Origin of the sequence: Pedobacter jeongneungensis, from assembly GCF_039538295.1 — a bacterium.
Lineage (GTDB): Bacteria > Bacteroidota > Bacteroidia > Sphingobacteriales > Sphingobacteriaceae > Pedobacter > Pedobacter jeongneungensis.
Genome location: NZ_BAABBY010000009.1, coordinates 137,737 through 155,573, shown reverse-complemented (window position 1 = coordinate 155,573; position 17,837 = coordinate 137,737). Strand labels below are relative to the sequence as shown.

Sequence of the window (17,837 nt, the reverse complement as noted above, 5' to 3'; positions counted from 1 at the left end):
TTCAATATTTATTTACTCAGCGAAAATGGCTTATCTTCATTTAAAAGTCCTCTATTTAACGAAGGTTTAACATTCATTTCTAATTTTAACACGCCACCCTCTAAAATATCGCTATGATTAATAAAGTTTTTAGTGAAATTTTTACCGTTTAAACTGGCAGATTTAATATAAACGTGCTCTACGTCATTTGCGGGTGCTTCGATTACGAATTTTTTGCCATTTTCTAAATTAATAGTCGTTTTCTTAAACACAGGACTACCTAAAACGTATTCTCCTGTACCTGGTGTAACGCTGTAAAAACCCAATGCACTTAATACATACCACGATGAGGTTTGCCCCTGGTCTTCATCTCCGGGGTAACCATTTTCGGTAGCATCATATAATTTCCGCATTACTTCGCGGGCATGAAACTGCGCTTTCCAGGGCTGATTGGCATAATTATATAGATATACCATATGCTGTATTGGTTGATTGCCATGGGCATATTGCCCCATGTTAGCCATTACCATTTCTGTCATTTCGTGGATCATGCCGCCGTAAGAGCCCACATTAACTTTATTGGGTTCGGTAAAAACAGAATCGAGTTTAGCCGTAAAATTGTCACTACCGCCCATTAAATTGATCAATCCTTTGGTATCCTGAAAAACCGACCATTGCCAGTGCCAGGCATTACCTTCGGTAAAAGGTCCGCCCCACTCTGTCGGGTCGAAATTTGGTGACCATTTGCCCTCTGCATTTTTGCCTCTCATAAACCGTGTAGCAGGATCGTACACATTTTTATAATTGTACATCGGTTTTTCGAAAACCTCCATATAATGTTTATCGCCGATCATTTTGGCCAATTGATAAGCACAATAATCATCGTAGGCATACTCCAGTGTTTTAGCCGTTGCTTCTCTATATCTCGGATAAGGCACGTATCCCAACTGGTTATATTCGGTTACGCCATCCCTCCCGTTTGCCGGCCCCCATGGGCCTTTGTTCATTGCCTCATGATAATAGGCATCCAGTGCCTTCTTTGGATCGAAAGTCCTGATTCCTTTCGCCCAGGCATCGGCCAGTAAGGAAATGGCATGGTTGCCGATCATGCTTCCCGCTTCGCTGGGAAACGACCACGAAGGCAGCCAACCACATTGTTCATAAGCATCAAGCATGGCCTGCATGTAATGCCCATGCATTTCGGGCTGGACCAAAGTATTTAAAGGAAATTGTGCACGAAAGGTATCCCAGAAACCGGTATCGGTAAACATGTATCCATTGTGTACTTTTCCATCGTAAGGGCTGAAATAGTAAGGTTTTCCGGCTTCATTCAGTTCATAAAACTTTCGCGAGAACAAACTTGCCCTGAAAAAGCAGGAATAAAAGGTTTCCATATCGGCACTGGATCCACCTTCTACTTCTATTTTACCAAGCGATTTATTCCATATCGCAGCAGCATTGGCTTTGGTATCTTCTAAAGTTTTATCATTTCCTAATTCTCTCTTTAAATTCAGTTCTGCCTGTTTTAAACTGATGTAAGAAGAAGCCGTTTTAACCTGCACTTTTGCGCCAGATTCGAACTGTATAAATGCACCTTTGCCCAATCCTTCGGCAATGAGCGAATCTTTATTTACGGTATTGCGTTTGTTCTCCCAGGTACCATAAGCTTTTATGGGCTGATCGAACTGAATCACAAAATAACTTTTCCAGCCACGTTTAAAACCTTCTCCGTTGTTTACCCAACCAGTAATTTTATTTTCTTTAGGATAAATCTGAACGCCACTAAGCCTGGTGTATCCATCCAGAATCAGGAAACTTCTTTTGCCTTTCGGATAGCTGAATCGCAGGTGCGCACCCCGCTCTGAAGGAGAAATTTCTGTGGTAATTTCGTTTTCGAACTTTACTTTATAATAATTGGGTTTAGCAATTTCATCTTTATGGCTAAACCTGGCTTCACGCTGGTTTTCATCAACAATCAGTTCATCAACCATGGGCATTAAAGAGAATACCGCGTAATCTCTTGTCCAGGAGCTACATTGGTGCGCCTGCTGAAAGCCCCTGATTTTATCTTTGAAATATTGGTATTTCCAGCCATCGCCATTTCTGCCGGTTTGTGGCGTCCAGGTGTGCATGCCAAATGGCAGTGCGGTGGTGGGATAGGTATTCCCCCTGGTGAGTTCGTGCCTGGAATTGGTTCCCTGCAGCGTGTTTACATAGTGGACCCAATCTTTCTGCTGTGCCAATAACCCTTTGGTAGCAAGGCAGCATAAAACGGATGCAATTAATTTAAGTTTCATTTGTGTGTTTGTTGGTTCTTTTCAGCCGATATAAATCAACTGTATATTTAAAAATCAGCTATTGCCTGCATAGGTAAATGGGTGCAGGCAAAGCTGATTGATGTTTTATTTAATATTCCATTTATCGGCGAGCATTTTAATAAAATAACCGCCAACCACGCTCCTCGCCTGGAAACCTGTCATTTTACCGCTGGTGGTTTCGTGCCAGTCGCTCAATGGAACTTTGCTTTCAGTTTCGGTAGCATAACGGTAAATCGGTTTTATAAATTTTTGAAAATCTGCTTCGTTATCTGCCAGGGTTGCAGTCCACATAATCCAGTCTGATTTGGTATAGGTTCTGCGGCTATCTAAAGGCAGTCCGAAATCCTTTTGTTTGGTCAGATAGAAATTGATTTCCTTTTTATATACTTCTTTCGGGAAAAGATCCAGTTTTAAAAGTTTATCCCACACCAGGTTATATTTCTGGCTCCAGGTATTTTTATCATTAAAAGTTAAAGCATAATGATCGCCGTCGTCGGCCATTTTCATCCAGTTCTTTGCCATCTGTAATGCAGCAGTACGGTATTTAGTGGCTACATCAGTTTTACCTAACAATTGTGCCATTTGGGCATAACCACCTAAGGCTACGATGGCTTTTACCGATAAGTTGGCGTTACGGGCGAGGTGACCGGCAAAATCATCGGTACACAATTGGTTGGCAGGATCGAAACCTTCTCTTAACAGGTAGTTTGCCCATACCGACATCACTTCCCAGTGTTTTTCAGCATATTTTACACTTCCTTCAGCTTTAGTAATAGCTGCGGTTAAAATGATCATATTTCCGGCTTCTTCTACCGGCATATCTTCACCATAGGTTTGTCCGTTAGCCAGTGGATAAGTGCCTAAATCGTGTGCGGCAAAAGGTTTTTTCCATTTCCCGCTTTCCGAATAATAAAAAATACCGTTCAACATGCCTTTTAATAATTCGGGATTATACACCAAAAATTGTGGCGCAGACGGGTACGTTACGTCAACGGTATTGATTGATCCGTTACTGAAATTCTCTTTTGAAAGGAAAAGAATATCTCCATTAGGTGCATAAACAATTTTATGGGCCGCAATAGCTTGTCTGTAAGCCAGTTTGCACATCTCTGCATATTCCTTGCCCCCTGCTTTCCCGGCATCAGCATAAAGTCTGGCATCAAAAGCAGCACATTTTGCCTTTAAAGATGAATATTGAGCATTTGCATCGGCCAACTGATCTTCAAATTGCTGCGAACCCGATTGTCTCCAAACCGGCGATAGTTTTTCTCCAAAATATTCTACTGATTTTAAATCATCGTAACCGAGCATCACATATTTCTCTACCGCAGCAGAAGAGACGGTACCGAAGGGAATCACGCTGCTTAAGCTTAAGTTTTTGGCATTTAAAACCTGGTTTTGAGCAGGATATTTTGCGCCCATAAATGTTTTTAAATTTTCATTCTGCGTACCTATAAACTGTATAGCATTAAATTTAGCCGGAACAGCAACATATAAATAGCCCCAATCGATCCGTACATCATCGCCACGTTTTTTTAATACCGGTTGCTCAACAGTTCCTGTTTTAAGTATAGAAAGGTTGTTTTTGGTACTTTTCCATGCCGAAACGGCCTGTGTTGGTGTATTTACGGCAATATTTGATGATGCACCAAAGAAAATATCCACTTTGTGTGCCTTGCCATCGGTCGATTTTACAGCATAATTGATGTAACTGATTGGTCGCGCGGTTAGTTTAATATCGTTAAGCAATAACGGAGAAGTAAAACTCACTTCTAAAGCTACTTTACCACAAGTAAAACTATACTTTGTTGTAGTTGCTGTTAGTGATACATTGGTTTGCGTTGCGGGGTCGATTTTTACCTCCTGGGCTTCCTCTTCTACAATTCCCGCATCGAGGTGCCTGCCACCAGCGGTATTTTTGCAATGGATGGCCAGTACATTTTTACCTTTATGTAAAATACCATCCTCAACAGGCAGGTAAATATAATCAGAAACCCATCCGTTTTTCCTGTAAATTAATTTACCGTTGAGGTACACCATTACATTATCATCGTGATTGAGTTTAAGGTATTTTTTTGCAGATGTTAGATTTGCAACTTCAAAAGTCCTTCTGAAATAGAGGTCGTTGGTATTCCACTTTGTTTGATCAGCACGCTCATCGCCAAATGGAGCATCGCCTTTTTTCCAGGCGCCATCATTGTAAGTATTGGTTTCCCAATCTTTTTCAGGCTGATCGAAGGTATAGCTGGCCTGGTATTTACTCTCATCAGCAGCAGGGAGAATGGTTTTAAAGGTCTTACTTTCTTCGCCCATAAAACGATAAAACTGATCGTCAACTTTTATGATGCCCAATAAAGATTGTTCCTTACCCGTCCAGTGTTTGGTAACCGATTTATTTAAGCCATCACCAAAAGACCAGATACTGAAATAGGCATCGTGCGTAATCAGCGGATAAGCCGGGGCTTTATCTTGTGCTTTAAGGATGAAAGTAATAAAAAGGCAAAATGCCAGTAAGGAAAGGTTTCTCATCGTTCAATATTTGGTTCGTTGCAATGGATAAATCGTTTTACTTAATTTACCGACCAAATATTTATTCTGATGGGAATGAAAATGAGGATGATAATTCTGGTTAAGAAGGATTTTTGTTCTCTAAAGCCGCAATAAAGTAAAACGTTTTACTAATCCAATATTAGAGAATTTAAAAATCATATTAAAACCACATTTCGTAATATTTAAGTTACAAAATATTAATCTCTTATGATGAGTTTGGCTGGAATGATGACTTGCTGGTTTTCCAGTTTTGTTTTAGAAGAAAGTTGTTTAAGGATTATTTTGATCACATTTTCGGCGATTTCTTCCAGCGGTTGCTGTACGGTCGAAATTCCAGGGGTATGCAATTCGAAGGCTTCATGGTCATCGTATGCGATAACCGCAAAGTCATCCCCTATTTTTTTATTGATCTGTTTTAACACTTTTAGGCCGCTAATGGCAAGGTAGTTGGTGGCAAACAGTACGGCATCGATATTTTTCTGTTCAAATAGCTGCTTAATCTGGCTAATGGTTTCGCTTTCTTCCTGGTTAAAATGGATTTTTAAAACAAGGTTTTCGTCGTATTTAATGCCATTGTCTTCCAATGCTTTTTTATAACCATCATAACGCTCTACAATCTGCTCTACATTAATATCAGTAGTAACGAGGGCAATGTTCTTTTTACCCTGATCGATAAAACTCTGGATAGACTGGTAAGAAGCATTCAAATGATCGGCGCCTACATAGCTGGTGTTAATATCAGGCAGGTTCCTGTCAAAAAAGATTACGGGATTGCCATCTTCCAACAACATCTTCACATCTTCTTCTATTCCTTTAATGGGCGAAATGATATAAGCGTCAACCTTGCGCGATTTGAACATGTTGATGAGTTCTTTTGCCTTATCAACACTGTTTTCGGTACTGGAATAGATAATTTTATAACCTCTTTTATAGGCTTTATCTTCGATTAACCTCGCGATTCTTGAAAAGAAAGAGTTTGAAATATCCTCGATAATCAGTCCGATAATATTCGAGTTTCCGGTGCGCAGGCTCCTGGCAATCTGGTTGGGTTTATAACCACTCTCTGCAATAATTTTTTCTACTTTTTCTATAACCGCTTCACTGATCGATTTTTCTTTTGCTTTACCATTGATAATAAAGGAAACTGTGGTAATGGATACATTTGCTTTTACAGCTATATCTTTGATAGAAAGCGATTTCATTTGGTCGGAATTCTTTTAAGTTAATCGATTCAAAGCTAAATAAAAATTATAGCTTTTAAATTTTTGCCCGTTTATAAAAACGCAATTTAACATTTTTTATGTTAATCGTTTTAGAAAGACTTGTTAAAGGTTGGCGGGATAAAAAAATGAGGCTTAAAACAGCAAAAGGCGCTTATCAGGCGCCTTTTGTATCAAAATTAATATCCGGGGTTTTGTGTGAGTTTTGGATTAAGGTCTCGTTGTCTTTGAGGAATAGGAAAAAGTGCTTTCGTTGCTGATGAGGCTACGTGGTCCCACCAGGTTCCAGTTGTAAATTTCCCGAAACGAATCAAATCATCTCTTCTAAAGCCTTCGAAAATAAACTCTCTGCCACGTTCTGCCAAAAGCTCATCTAAAGTTAAAGTAGCAGTAGTGTAAGCCTTAGCATCTCGTATAGCTGACGCATAAGCCCTTTTTTTTGTCGTATTGATTAAAGCTACCGCTTCAGCAGTAGCTGTACCACCGCTTTTACGCATTAATGCTTCCGCCTTGGCAAAATAAATCCATGTTAAACGGTAAACATTCCAGTCGTTGTTGTTGTAATTTGGATCAGGCTGAACCGCGACAGTATCCTGACCATTGATCACAAAACCCGGCACGGAATTGCCCAGTTTATACTTGTTAAATCTTACTCCACTGTTCTCTTCACCTTCGCTCATGTTGGAAACGGTGGAATTTTTTGTGTTTTTCTGGATATTGTCTACAAAAGATAACTGCTTGCCAGCATATTCTACGGTACCTAGTACAGCCTCTTTAGGATTGGCAAATTTAAATTGCTGCCCAATAAGCAACCATTCTTTTTTCCTGCGGTCGTCGTTATCATAAGTAGTATAAACACCCGGTACCAATACCACGCCATCATTGCCATTTCTGCCGCCACCATAAATATCCCTTTGCGCAAAATGATAAAACTCGCCTGTCCATGAAGGTTCGAACTTTGCCCTGGTGAAATCGTAAGCGATAGAAAAAATCACCTCTTTTGATAAATCATTTGTATTTTTAAACTGATCGGTAATGGTGGTATCTAATTGCATGGTTCCATTTTGACCACCGCCTTCATTGTTGATCAGTTTATCTGCTGCGGCAATACAATCGTCCCAACGAGCTGTTCCCGACCATACTTCCGCATTTAAATAAAGTTCTACCAGCATGGCATAACCACCGGCCTGGCTCATTCTACCTAACATTGCCCTAGATAGTTTCGGTACATTATTGATGTTATCCTTAATTTCTTTTTCGACGAAATCGAAAACTTCTTTTCTGCTTGAAGTTGCTGGATAAACCGGATTTGCCGGATCAGCAGGCTCAGTTACAATGGGTACGCCACCAAAGAGATCCATAAGTTTTAAATAATGGAAAGCACGCAGCAATTTCAATTCGGAAATAAATTCGTCTTTTTCTTTTTGGGTGATACCCAATGCCGAAATATCACGTGTACCAATATTTGCAATCGGATCATTACAATAGCCTATGCCGCTATAAATTAAAGACCAGGCATTATTTAAGCCGGCTTCGTCGACCGTCCAGCTATGGTAATGCAATCTTTTCCATTTCCCGCTATCTTCGCCATGCGGACCTTTAGTTGGCCAGGCCAGCTGATCAGCCGATAATTCTGCCGGTCGCCACCATCCGTCCTGCCCCGAAGGAGTTACCCATGCGTTTGCATGTGTGTAGGGGCGTAAAACTGCTGAGATTACTTCGTTTTTATTATTATAAAATTTATCGGAAGGAATTTCACTATAAGCATTTTCATCAAGATTGGTGCAGGCGCTTACAATAGCAACCAATAAAAATAATGCTGTTTGTATTATCGATTTATTTTTCATTTTGATATAATTAAAAGCCTACGTTAACACCGAATAAAAATGATCTGGTACTTGGATAAGCACCACGGTTATCAATACCCGGGCCTAAACCTGTGTCCTGTACGAAATCCGGATCGTTACCCGTATATCCTGTAATGGTGGCCAGGTTCTGCCCTGTTGCATATACCCTCAGATTACGGATCATTTTAGTTTTAAATTTAAAGTTGTAACCAATAGTTACCTCATCAATTTTAACGTTGGTTCCGTTTTCTAAATAATAATCAGAATACATATAGGTATCCTTGATCTGGCTGTATTTACCGAACGCTTCCTGAAGGTAATTGATTCCGGAAATTGAAGGGTTTCCGTAGGAAAGTGCTGTTGTATTTAAGATTTGGTAATCGAATTTTCCACGCAAGAATACCCTGAAATCGAAATTTTTATAGGTAAAGTTGGCTGTATAAGATGCATAGTATTTCGGAATGGCGTTGCCGATCGGAGCAAGGTCGGTAAGGTTTTTATCTTTCGAATAATTAATCTGATCATTGCGTACTGCTTGTCCGTTGCGGTTAAAAAACAACCATTTTCCATCTGCATCAAAACCCGCAAAGCGTTTACCCCAAAATACACCAAGGTTCTCTCCTTCGTAAGTGGTAATGGCGTCGCCAAGGTCTCCAGATCCACCAATACTACCAAAAGTTTTGTATTGAACGGTATAAATATCGTTAGAATAAGAATCCAGCGTATTTTTAATTGTACTTCCGGTAAAATCCATACTAAAAGTAAAGTCTTTGGTTTTAATAGCCTGATATGATAAGGCAAGTTCTATACCTTTTGATGAAATCTGACCAACATTAGCAAAAATGCTCGATTGAACGTAAGGTGGCTGTGGTGTGGTATATGTATCCAATAAATCTTTGGTTGTGCGTTTAAATACATCTAAAGCACCGGTTAACTTGTTATTAAATAAAGTAAAGTCTGCACCAATGTTTAACTCGCGTTTACTTTCCCATTTAAGAAATGGATTTGCATTTCGGCTAGGGCCATAAGTTTCGCGATAAGCACCATCAGGGTAAAGGTATTTACCCCCGGTACTAAGCGTAACCCTCGAGGCATTGTTCTGAAAGCCGGAATTACCGGTCACACCATAACCAGCTCTTAACTTCAAATTATTAACCCATTTTACATTTTCCATAAACTTCTCCTGGGTTACATTCCATCCCAATGATACGGCTGGGAAATTTCCCCATTTATTATTATCACCAAACCTTGACGAACCTTCTCTCCTTAAAATAAACTGAGCCAAATACTTGCCATCAAATGCATAATTGATACGACCGAAGAAAGCAATCAAGGTATTATCGTTCTTAAAACTTCCCATTCCTGCTTTACCATCAGCAAGCGCCTGCCCCGCATTTAAATTATCTTCATGAAACTGATCATTCAAAAAGCCACGGTTGCTTGCTTTTGCCCCCTCTTCAATATAATAACGGTAACTGTATCCGGCCAATGCAGTAAAAGAATGTTTGTCTGCAATGGTTTTGGTATATTGCAATGTAGGCTCAAGAGCAAAACTCTGTGACAGGAAATTATTTTTAAAAGCATATCCGCCCCCTGGATAATCGGTATTTTCTATAGAATTTTCACTGGCAAGATCACCATAACCGCCATCTATATAACTATCTCTCTGTACGGATCCAAAAATACTACCCTTTAAACCTTTAATTATATCGAGATCAGCTTTAATATCGGCAGAACTGGTTTGTTGTTTCCTATAGCTGGTTTCCTGGAACAAACGGGCAAACTGATTAGTACTCTGTGTATCGTGATAAAACGATCCGTCTGGGTTATAAATCAGTTTGGTTGGATTTTTTGTTGCTTCTTCTTCCCAGCCGCTACCGGTTAATTCGTTATCGAAAAAATCGATTTTTGTACCATTTGAGAGTAAGTTTGCATTATTAAAATTGGCGGCCAAATTCATCTGAACATTCAATTTATCATTAAGCCCTTTTTGATTTACATTCAGCCTTAATGTGTATTCTTTACGGCCATTTTCTAAAGCAATTCCCTGTAAATCTCTATAGTTAATACTTGCGCGATAACTTGTTTTGTCAGATCCTCCGGATAATGATAGGTTATGATTTTGTGAAAGGTTATTATGGTTAACTAAACGATCGTACAGATCTTCGCTGCCACCGTAATCAATAGCATTAATCTCTTTAGAAGCAATTTTTTGCCTAAATTCATCCGCTGTTAAAAAATCTAAGCGGTTTTGGATAAACTCTTTTCTTACGTATGCTGAATAATTGAAAGTTGGAGCTCCTGGCTTACCTTTTTTTGTGGTGATTAAAATTACACCCGCATTGGCACTCGTACCATAAATTGCCGCTCCAGAGCCATCCTTCAAAACATCGACAGATAAGATATCATCTTGTTGTAAAAGATCGGGGTTACCGCCCGGGATACCATCGATTACAAAAAGTGGGCTTGCACTTCCGGTTACGGAAACCACTCCACGTAATTGCACACTGGGACCAGAATTTGGATTTGAACTACCCCTGGTAATATTCAAACCTGCAACTTTACCCTGAATCAGATCGAGCGGATTTCGGGCACCACTTTGCCGAAACTGTGCCGTATCTACGTGAGCAACAGAAGAAGTAACTTCTTTGGTTTTCAGCGTTCCATAACCCACTACCACTACTTCGTCTAATTTTTGTGACTGTGATGGTACCAGGCTGATGTTTAACGGCGTTGCACCATTACCTGCCGGAACAGATTTGGTTTGGTAACCGATATAACTGAATACCAGCACATCGGTTGGCGAAGTTACATTAATACTGAACTTACCGTTTTCCTGTGTTACACTACCACCTGTTTTGCCCTGGATTTTAATCCCAACGCCAGGTAAACCGATTTTCTGCTCATCTACAACAGTACCGGTAATTGTTTTTTGAGCGGCTGATGTTGCCGGAGCAGTGCTTGCCGGTGTGGCAGGTGCCGTTGTTGCTGGCGCTGTTGCCGGTGCAGTAGCCGGACGTGCGCCTCCCAGCGGATTTGGTGGTACTTTTACCGAATCAGCGGGTTTGGCAACCGGAACTTTTTTTGTTGTGTCTTGTTTTTTAGTTGTATCCTGCTGAAAATAATAGCGATTGAAATTGATTTTTTCGCTCTTAATTTTTGCAAACAACTGGGGGCTTGAAAGTAGGATCAGGCATAGGAATCCTGACATCCTGAGTAAAATGTTTCTCATTGGCACTCACTAGTTTAGTTTATAATTAGTTACGCAATGCGGCCGAATTTCACCAAATTAATAAGAGCACTGAGATTAATTAGTTTTAATTAGGATTTCCGCAAAACGATTTAGTAACGCCTTAAAGGGCATTTTGTTTTAAAAAAAATCAAAACCAACCTAAAATGTTACGTTGGCAGAAAAACTAACTTAGCTTAAATATGTAGTGATTAATGCGGCAGTTTTTGCCGAAGCACCTGGTTTGCCCATTAACGAAAGAAGCTCATCATAATGCTTTAACATCTCGCTTCTACCCGCTCCAGTTAAAAGAATCTTGAGTTCTTCGCTAACCTTTTGGGTATTGCAATCTTCCTGAATCAATTCAGTTACAATCTTTTTGTTTACAATGAGGTTAACCAAAGAGATAAATTTAATTTTTACCACCATCCGGGCAATGGCAATTGAAATGGTGCCTCCCTTGTAAACCACTACCTGCGGCACTTTAAATAAGGCGGTTTCGAGTGTAGCCGTTCCGGATGCTACAATTGCCGCATGGGCATTGTGCAATAAATTATAAGTATTATTAAAAAGGAGTTTAACTTTTTTATTTCCGGTAAACTGTTGGTAATAGGCTTCGGTAAAAGTTGGTGCAGCGGCAATGGCAAAAACATATTCAGGATATTCGTCTGTAATGCTTAACATTACCGGCAGCAAACGCTCTATTTCCTGTTTACGGCTACCGGGCAACAGGGCAATAATTTTTTCATTCCCCAGCTGATTGTTTTTACGGAAGTTTACATCCGGTGTAAACTGCGCAATTTCATCCAATAAAGGATTACCCACATAATCTACCTTCATGCCCCATTCTTTATAAAAACCAACTTCGAAAGGCAGGATACAGAACATGTGGTCGACAATTCTTTTTATTTTAAGTACCCGTTTCTGGTTCCAGGCCCAAACTTTTGGCGAAATATAATAGCAGACTTTTATGCCATTGGCTTTGGCAAACTCCGCTATTTTCAGGTTAAATCCTGGAAAATCGATCAAAATCAATACATCGGGTTTCCATTTTATAATATCTTCTTTACAAGCTTTAAGGTTTCTAAAAATAGTCCTTAAATTTAAAAGTACTTCGGTAAACCCCATAAAAGCCATATCGGCATAATGTTTAACCAGTTCGCCACCTTCGGCCTGCATTTTATCGCCACCAAAATACCTGAACACTGCTTCGCTATCCTCAGTTTTTAAGGCTTTTATTAAATTGGCGCCATGTAAATCGCCTGAGGCTTCTCCGGCTACGAGGTAGTACTTCATAATTATGGAAGATGTGAAATGGATGATGGAAGATGGAATTGTATCACCTCATCCATATTAAATATTTCTTTTCATGTATGATGGAAAATGGAAAATTGGTAACGGAAATATACGCTCCCTCATCCATATTCCATCTTACATGTCTCTTTAAAAAACTTTGTACGCAAAAAACACAAAAGCACATACAAATGTCGCTGCCAATATGCCCCTGCCTATGTTTTCTTTATTGTATTTAAAAAATGTTTGCATGGTGTAGGCGTTTATCGCAATTGCACCAATGTATAATAAATCTGCTTTGGCAAGGTAGGCTACATGGTGAATGATATACCATGCGATGGAACAAAAAATTGCAGGGATAAGCAAACCAATGCCCAAACCTACCCATACCGAATTATTTAACTTTTTTAAGCGATCGATCATCAGAACTAGCCTAAATTAATGCCATCTGGTGCTGAAACTTTTGTACCTCCATTTCCAGATTTAGCACCTTCATTACCGGTAAAATCCCAGCTGTTTAAAGCCTGGATGGCATGGTGGGCAGTTAAATCGAACTGCACCGGAACAATAGAAACATAATTGTGTTCTAATGCCCAAACATCGGTATCTTCTCCTTTATCAAAATTTTCGAAAACACCGGTTAACCAATAATATGGTCGTTTATAAGGATCTGTACGCTCATCAAATTCTTCCATCCATTTTGCATTGGCCTGACGGCAGATTTTAACACCTTTTAAATTGTCGTCTTTCGGGAAGTTGACATTTAACAAAGTGCCTTCAGGTAAACCATTAGCCAGAACCTGTTCGCAAATATTTTTAATATACTTTTTAGTGTGGCTGAAATCTGCATCGGCGGCAAAATCATCCAAAGAAAATCCAATAGATGGAATTTTTTCAATGGCACCTTCTACCGCAGCAGACATGGTACCTGAATACAATACATTAATGGAATTATTTAATCCATGGTTAATTCCAGATACGCATAAATCGGGTTTTTTACCTTTAAAAATCTTATTTACAGCTATTTTAACACAATCGACAGGAGTTCCGCTGCATTTATACATTTCTACCCCCTCATAAAGATCAACTTTATCAAAACGGATCGGTTTTCCAATGGTTATGGCATGCCCCATTCCACTTTGAGGACTATCTGGTGCAACTACCACTACATTCCCCAGCCCCTGCATTACTTCCATTAAATTTTTGATACCCGTAGCTGTAATGCCATCGTCGTTTACAACTAAAATATTTGGTTTTGTGCCCTGCTTTGTCATGCCGGTAAAAATACAGATTTATAAATTCAGGGCACAATAAACCATGATTTATATGCTAAAATCATTTATTGCTTACTTTTCCGTTCGGAAATAAAAATTATTTTCATTCGATACCAGAAAGCATATATATTTGAATAAATAACTTATTAAAAATGAACGCTGTATTTGGACTTTCTATTCAATTGCCAAATACTCACTCATGATCATAAACCAAAATCAAACAATGAAATTCAAACTATTTACTTTGGCTTGTTTTCTGATTACAGGTTCTTTAGCGAAAGCACAAACAACCTATCAGTGGAAAACAGGGACTTCGGGTGGCTACACTTACAGGTACGTAACCAACGATCCGACCAAAACCCGCTTTTATACCTTAAAAAATGGCTTAACCGTAATTTTATCTCAAAACAACAAAGAGCCTAATATTACCTATAAAATGGCCGTAAGGGCAGGCAGTAATACTGATCCGCGGACCAATACCGGTTTAGCGCATTATTTAGAACACCTTTTATTTAAAGGAACGGATAAATTCGGAACGTTAAACTACGCCAAAGAAAAACCTTACCTGGATAAAATTGAGTCGCTTTACGAAACTTATAACAAAACCACCGATCCGGTTAAACGTAAAGAGATTTATAAGGAAATCGATAAAACTTCGGGCGAGGCCTCTAATTATTCTATTGCTAACGAATACGATAAAATGATGAAATCGATCGGAAGCAACAGTACCAATGCCCATACTTCGGTAGAGGAAACCGTTTATGAAGAAGACCTTCCATCAAACGCCATCGATAAATTTTTAGCGGTACAGGCAGAACGTTTCCGTGCACCGGTTTTCCGTATTTTTCATACCGAGTTGGAAGCGGTTTATGAAGAGAAAAACATCGGTATGGATAACGATGGACGTAAAATGTACGAGAAAATGCTGTATGCTTTGTTCCCGACACACAACTACGGCCAACAAACCACCATTGGTACCATCGAACATTTAAAGAACCCATCATTAATCGAAATCAGAAAATATTACGATAAATATTATGTGCCGAACAATATGGCCGTAATTATGAGTGGTGATATTAATTATGATGACCTGATTAAAAAAATCGATAAGGATTTCGCTTATATGAAGTCTAAACCCTTATCGTTATACAACCCTGCTCCTGAAAAACCATTAACACAGGTTCAGAAAGTTGATATTTATGGTCCAAGTGCCGAAAGTTTATACGTTGCCTACAGGGGTTTTGCACAAAATACCCACGAGAGTTTACTGCTTGATTTAATTAGCAGTATCTTAGCTAACGGCAAAGCAGGCTTAATGGATATCAACATTAATAAACAGCAAAAAATGTTAAGGGCAGGCGCCGGTTACAATTCAATGAAAGATTATGGTATCTTTATTTTATCCGGTTCGCCAAAAGCTGGTCAGAGTTTAGAAGAAGCTCAAAAATTGTTGTTAGAGCAGGTAGAATTGCTTAAAAAAGGCGAATTTGATGAAAGCCTGATTAAAGCAACGGTTGCAAACATTAAACTATCTGAACTACAAAACTTTGATAACAATGATGTACGTGCAGATTTCACTATGAATGCCTTTATCCAGAACCGTGGTACCGAATGGGATAAAACATTGGCATCAACCGATGCAATGGGTAAGGTAACCAAAAAAGAAATTGTAGATTTTGCCAATAAGTTTTTCATCAACAATTATGTTTCCATCTTAAAACATAAAGGCGAAGACAAAAGCATTATTAAAGTAGAAAAACCGACCATTACTGCTGTAAAAACCAATGTAAACGAGGTTTCTCCATTCACTAAAGAAATTATTGCAGCTCCGGTTAAACCAATTGCTCCTAAATTTTTAGATTATACAAAAGATCTTCAGTTCGGTAAAGCGGGCATTGCCGATGTAATTGCCGTTCAAAATACTGAAAACGGAATTTTTCGCATGAGTTACCGTTTTGATATGGGTTCTTACAATTACAAATTGTTGCCTTACGCTGCTCAATATTTATCTTTTTTAAGTACGGATAAATATTCTGCAGAAGATATCAGCAAAGCTTTTTACAACATTGCCTGTAGCTATAACGTTAACGTAGGCACCGATGTTACCACAGTATCGATTAGTGGTTTGCAAGAGAATTTCGAAAAAGCTGTAGCGCTGCTTGAAGATGTTTTAGCACATTGTAAACCAAACGAAAAAGCCCTGGAAGATTTAAAAGGCCGTTTGTTAAAATCGAGAGATAATGCAAAACTGAATAAATCATCTATCCTGGGTGGTTTAATGAGTTATGCACAATATGGAAAAGATAATCCTTTCAACTACGGATTAACGAATGATGAGATTAAGAATATGAAATCGGCCGATCTGATTTACATTTTACATAACCTTACCAATTACAAACACACCATTACTTATTATGGTCCGAAAACTTTATCAGCATTTTCTGCTGAAATTGTTAAAGCGCATCCATTGGCGAAAGAATTTACCGATGCGGCTCCTATTAAAAAGTTTGTGTACACTAAAACCGATTCTACCAGGGTTTACTTTGCCGATTATGATATGGTTCAGGCAGAAATTCGTTGGGTACGTAACGGTGGATTGTATGATCCGGCCAATTCAGCTAAAATTGCTTTGTTCAACAATTATTTTGGTGGCGGTATGGGTTCTGTGGTATTCCAAACCATCCGCGAATCTAAAGCCTTAGCTTACTCTACTTTTGCAGTATATTCTTCTCCAAACAGTAAAGAGAAAGAAAATACAATTATTGCTTATGTAGGTACACAGGCCGATAAAATGAATGATGCAGTTGCAGGTATGAATGAATTATTAACCACCCTGCCTGAATCGGACAAATCATTCGATTTATCTAAAACCAATTCTTTAAACGGCATAGAAACCAGCCGCATTACTAAAGACGGCATCATTTATACCTATTTAGCAGATAAAAAATTAGGTTATGATCACGATTCAAGAATTGATGAGTACGCTAATTTAAAACCATTAACTTTTAACGACGTAAAATCGTTCCACCAAACCAATCTTTCCGGCAAACCTTACAGCTATTGTATCGTTGCTTCAGAGAAAAAAATCAACATGGCCGATTTAGCAAAATTTGGTCCGGTGACTAAATTGAGCTTAGAGCAGATTTTTGGATACTAAGTGAGGTTGAAGGCAGGAGGGTTGAAAGGCCAAAGCTTAAAGCGGTTCTCAGAAATGGGGATCGCTTTTTTTGGTTTATTAGTTCAGTTGTCATTGGTTTATTGGTAACTGCAAATTGTAAACTCATTAAGATGGTTAATGGTTTACCCTTCGATTATACTTGGGAAAGTAACAGTTGCTAAACAAATCGTCAAACGCTTTACCGCCTGGAAAATCCGGATTTGAAAAGCAGGGTTCTGTAAACCTGTTTGATGTTTCGTCCGGCTTTTCGATACGATCTTTTTTGCCTTAGCCCCCAAACGCAGTCGACAAAAAAGGATCTCCTCTTCAATCCGGTTTAAAAACGGGATTTCTGTGGTACTATTAAGGTTGAAATCAACAGATTTAATCAATAATACAATTAATTGAACAGCCTTCCGTTTACTTTTCTTTGATACTTATTTCACCCTCATTGAGACAAAAAAGCTCGGCACTGACCTTTTTTCACCCTCGTTGATACTTTTTCCACCCTCATTGACACTAATTAAGCTCGACGCCGACCTTTTCCACCCCCGTTGATATTTATTTTACCTTCGTTGACACTAAATAAGCTCGGCCCTGACCTTTTTTCACCCTCGTTGATACTTTTCCCACCCTCATTGACACTAAATAAGCTCGACACCGACCTTTTTTCACCCTCGCTTGTACTTCATAAACTCGACATCGATCTTATTAAGTATCAAACAGCCTATAGAAAAGTCGATTACAGACTATTTTTATCCAAAAACCATTCAAAACCGCTCTGAGATGGCATTATTTAAACACAAATCACACTCATTGGTTACATTTTTAAACTATTCCATTCAAATTGATCACCCTGAAAGCTTTCCGTTCAATTCCATTGGCTCAATGATTAAGGTGATGTAAGAAAAAATTATTCCGTGCCAATCAGTGCATCTGTGGCTAAAAAGTTTATTGGTTCATTAGCCAT

At 39.0% G+C, this 17,837-nt stretch carries 9 protein-coding genes; 1 reads left to right on the top strand and 8 read right to left on the bottom strand.

The genetic code is table 11. The features are described 5' to 3' along the window. Positions 1 to 8: 8 nt before the first annotated feature. The 8 genes from ABD769_RS18375 to surE form a co-directional block, all read right to left on the bottom strand. The gene (locus ABD769_RS18375; RefSeq protein WP_344852822.1) at positions 9 to 2,276 is read right to left on the bottom strand and encodes a GH92 family glycosyl hydrolase; all 2,268 of its coding nucleotides are present in this window, start codon (positions 2,274 to 2,276) and stop codon (positions 9 to 11) included. Between the two features lie 105 nt (positions 2,277 to 2,381). After that, positions 2,382 to 4,826 (bottom strand): glutaminase domain-containing protein, encoded by a 2,445-nt coding sequence (locus tag ABD769_RS18370; RefSeq protein WP_344852821.1) that lies wholly within the window; start codon positions 4,824 to 4,826, stop codon positions 2,382 to 2,384. Between the two features lie 218 nt (positions 4,827 to 5,044). After that, positions 5,045 to 6,049 carry a LacI family DNA-binding transcriptional regulator gene (locus ABD769_RS18365; protein ID WP_344852820.1) on the bottom strand — a complete coding sequence of 335 codons (1,005 nt, stop codon included), beginning with the start codon at positions 6,047 to 6,049 and terminating at the stop codon, positions 5,045 to 5,047. A 197-nt stretch (positions 6,050 to 6,246) separates the two neighbouring features. Beyond that, the gene (locus tag ABD769_RS18360; RefSeq protein WP_344852819.1) at positions 6,247 to 7,914 is read right to left on the bottom strand and encodes a RagB/SusD family nutrient uptake outer membrane protein; all 1,668 of its coding nucleotides are present in this window, start codon (positions 7,912 to 7,914) and stop codon (positions 6,247 to 6,249) included. A 10-nt stretch (positions 7,915 to 7,924) separates the two neighbouring features. Continuing rightward, positions 7,925 to 11,146 carry a SusC/RagA family TonB-linked outer membrane protein gene (locus tag ABD769_RS18355; protein WP_344852818.1) on the bottom strand — a complete coding sequence of 1,074 codons (3,222 nt, stop codon included), beginning with the start codon at positions 11,144 to 11,146 and terminating at the stop codon, positions 7,925 to 7,927. 189 nt (positions 11,147 to 11,335) lie between these two features. Beyond that, positions 11,336 to 12,439: a lipid-A-disaccharide synthase gene (lpxB, locus tag ABD769_RS18350; RefSeq protein ID WP_344852817.1), complete on the bottom strand. Its 1,104-nt coding sequence runs from the start codon at positions 12,437 to 12,439 to the stop codon at positions 11,336 to 11,338. A gap of 147 nt (positions 12,440 to 12,586) precedes the next feature. After that, the gene (locus ABD769_RS18345) at positions 12,587 to 12,859 is read right to left on the bottom strand and encodes a stationary phase survival protein SurE (protein ID WP_344852816.1); all 273 of its coding nucleotides are present in this window, start codon (positions 12,857 to 12,859) and stop codon (positions 12,587 to 12,589) included. A 5-nt stretch (positions 12,860 to 12,864) separates the two neighbouring features. Then, on the bottom strand, positions 12,865 to 13,710 hold the full coding sequence (surE, locus tag ABD769_RS18340; RefSeq protein WP_344852815.1) for a 5'/3'-nucleotidase SurE: 846 nt from the start codon (positions 13,708 to 13,710) through the stop codon (positions 12,865 to 12,867). A 223-nt stretch (positions 13,711 to 13,933) separates the two neighbouring features. Here surE and ABD769_RS18335 point away from each other — a divergent pair, with 223 nt between their 5' ends. Then, a complete protein-coding gene (locus ABD769_RS18335; protein ID WP_344852814.1) occupies positions 13,934 to 16,867 on the top strand; it encodes a M16 family metallopeptidase in 2,934 nt (977 codons plus the stop codon). Positions 16,868 to 17,837 lie beyond the last annotated feature (970 nt).

What these genes read in the sequence shown, in the direction of transcription:
- ABD769_RS18375 (WP_344852822.1), bottom strand. Translation starts at nt 2,276, where the DNA reads ATGAAACTTAAATTAATTGCATCCGTTTTATGCTGCCTTGCTACCAAA.
- ABD769_RS18370 (WP_344852821.1), bottom strand. Translation starts at nt 4,826, where the DNA reads ATGAGAAACCTTTCCTTACTGGCATTTTGCCTTTTTATTACTTTCATC.
- ABD769_RS18365 (WP_344852820.1), bottom strand. Translation starts at nt 6,049, where the DNA reads ATGAAATCGCTTTCTATCAAAGATATAGCTGTAAAAGCAAATGTATCC.
- ABD769_RS18360 (WP_344852819.1), bottom strand. Translation starts at nt 7,914, where the DNA reads ATGAAAAATAAATCGATAATACAAACAGCATTATTTTTATTGGTTGCT.
- ABD769_RS18355 (WP_344852818.1), bottom strand. Translation starts at nt 11,146, where the DNA reads ATGAGAAACATTTTACTCAGGATGTCAGGATTCCTATGCCTGATCCTA.
- lpxB (WP_344852817.1), bottom strand. Translation starts at nt 12,439, where the DNA reads ATGAAGTACTACCTCGTAGCCGGAGAAGCCTCAGGCGATTTACATGGC.
- ABD769_RS18345 (WP_344852816.1), bottom strand. Translation starts at nt 12,859, where the DNA reads ATGATCGATCGCTTAAAAAAGTTAAATAATTCGGTATGGGTAGGTTTG.
- surE (WP_344852815.1), bottom strand. Translation starts at nt 13,710, where the DNA reads ATGACAAAGCAGGGCACAAAACCAAATATTTTAGTTGTAAACGACGAT.
- ABD769_RS18335 (WP_344852814.1), top strand. Translation starts at nt 13,934, where the DNA reads ATGAAATTCAAACTATTTACTTTGGCTTGTTTTCTGATTACAGGTTCT.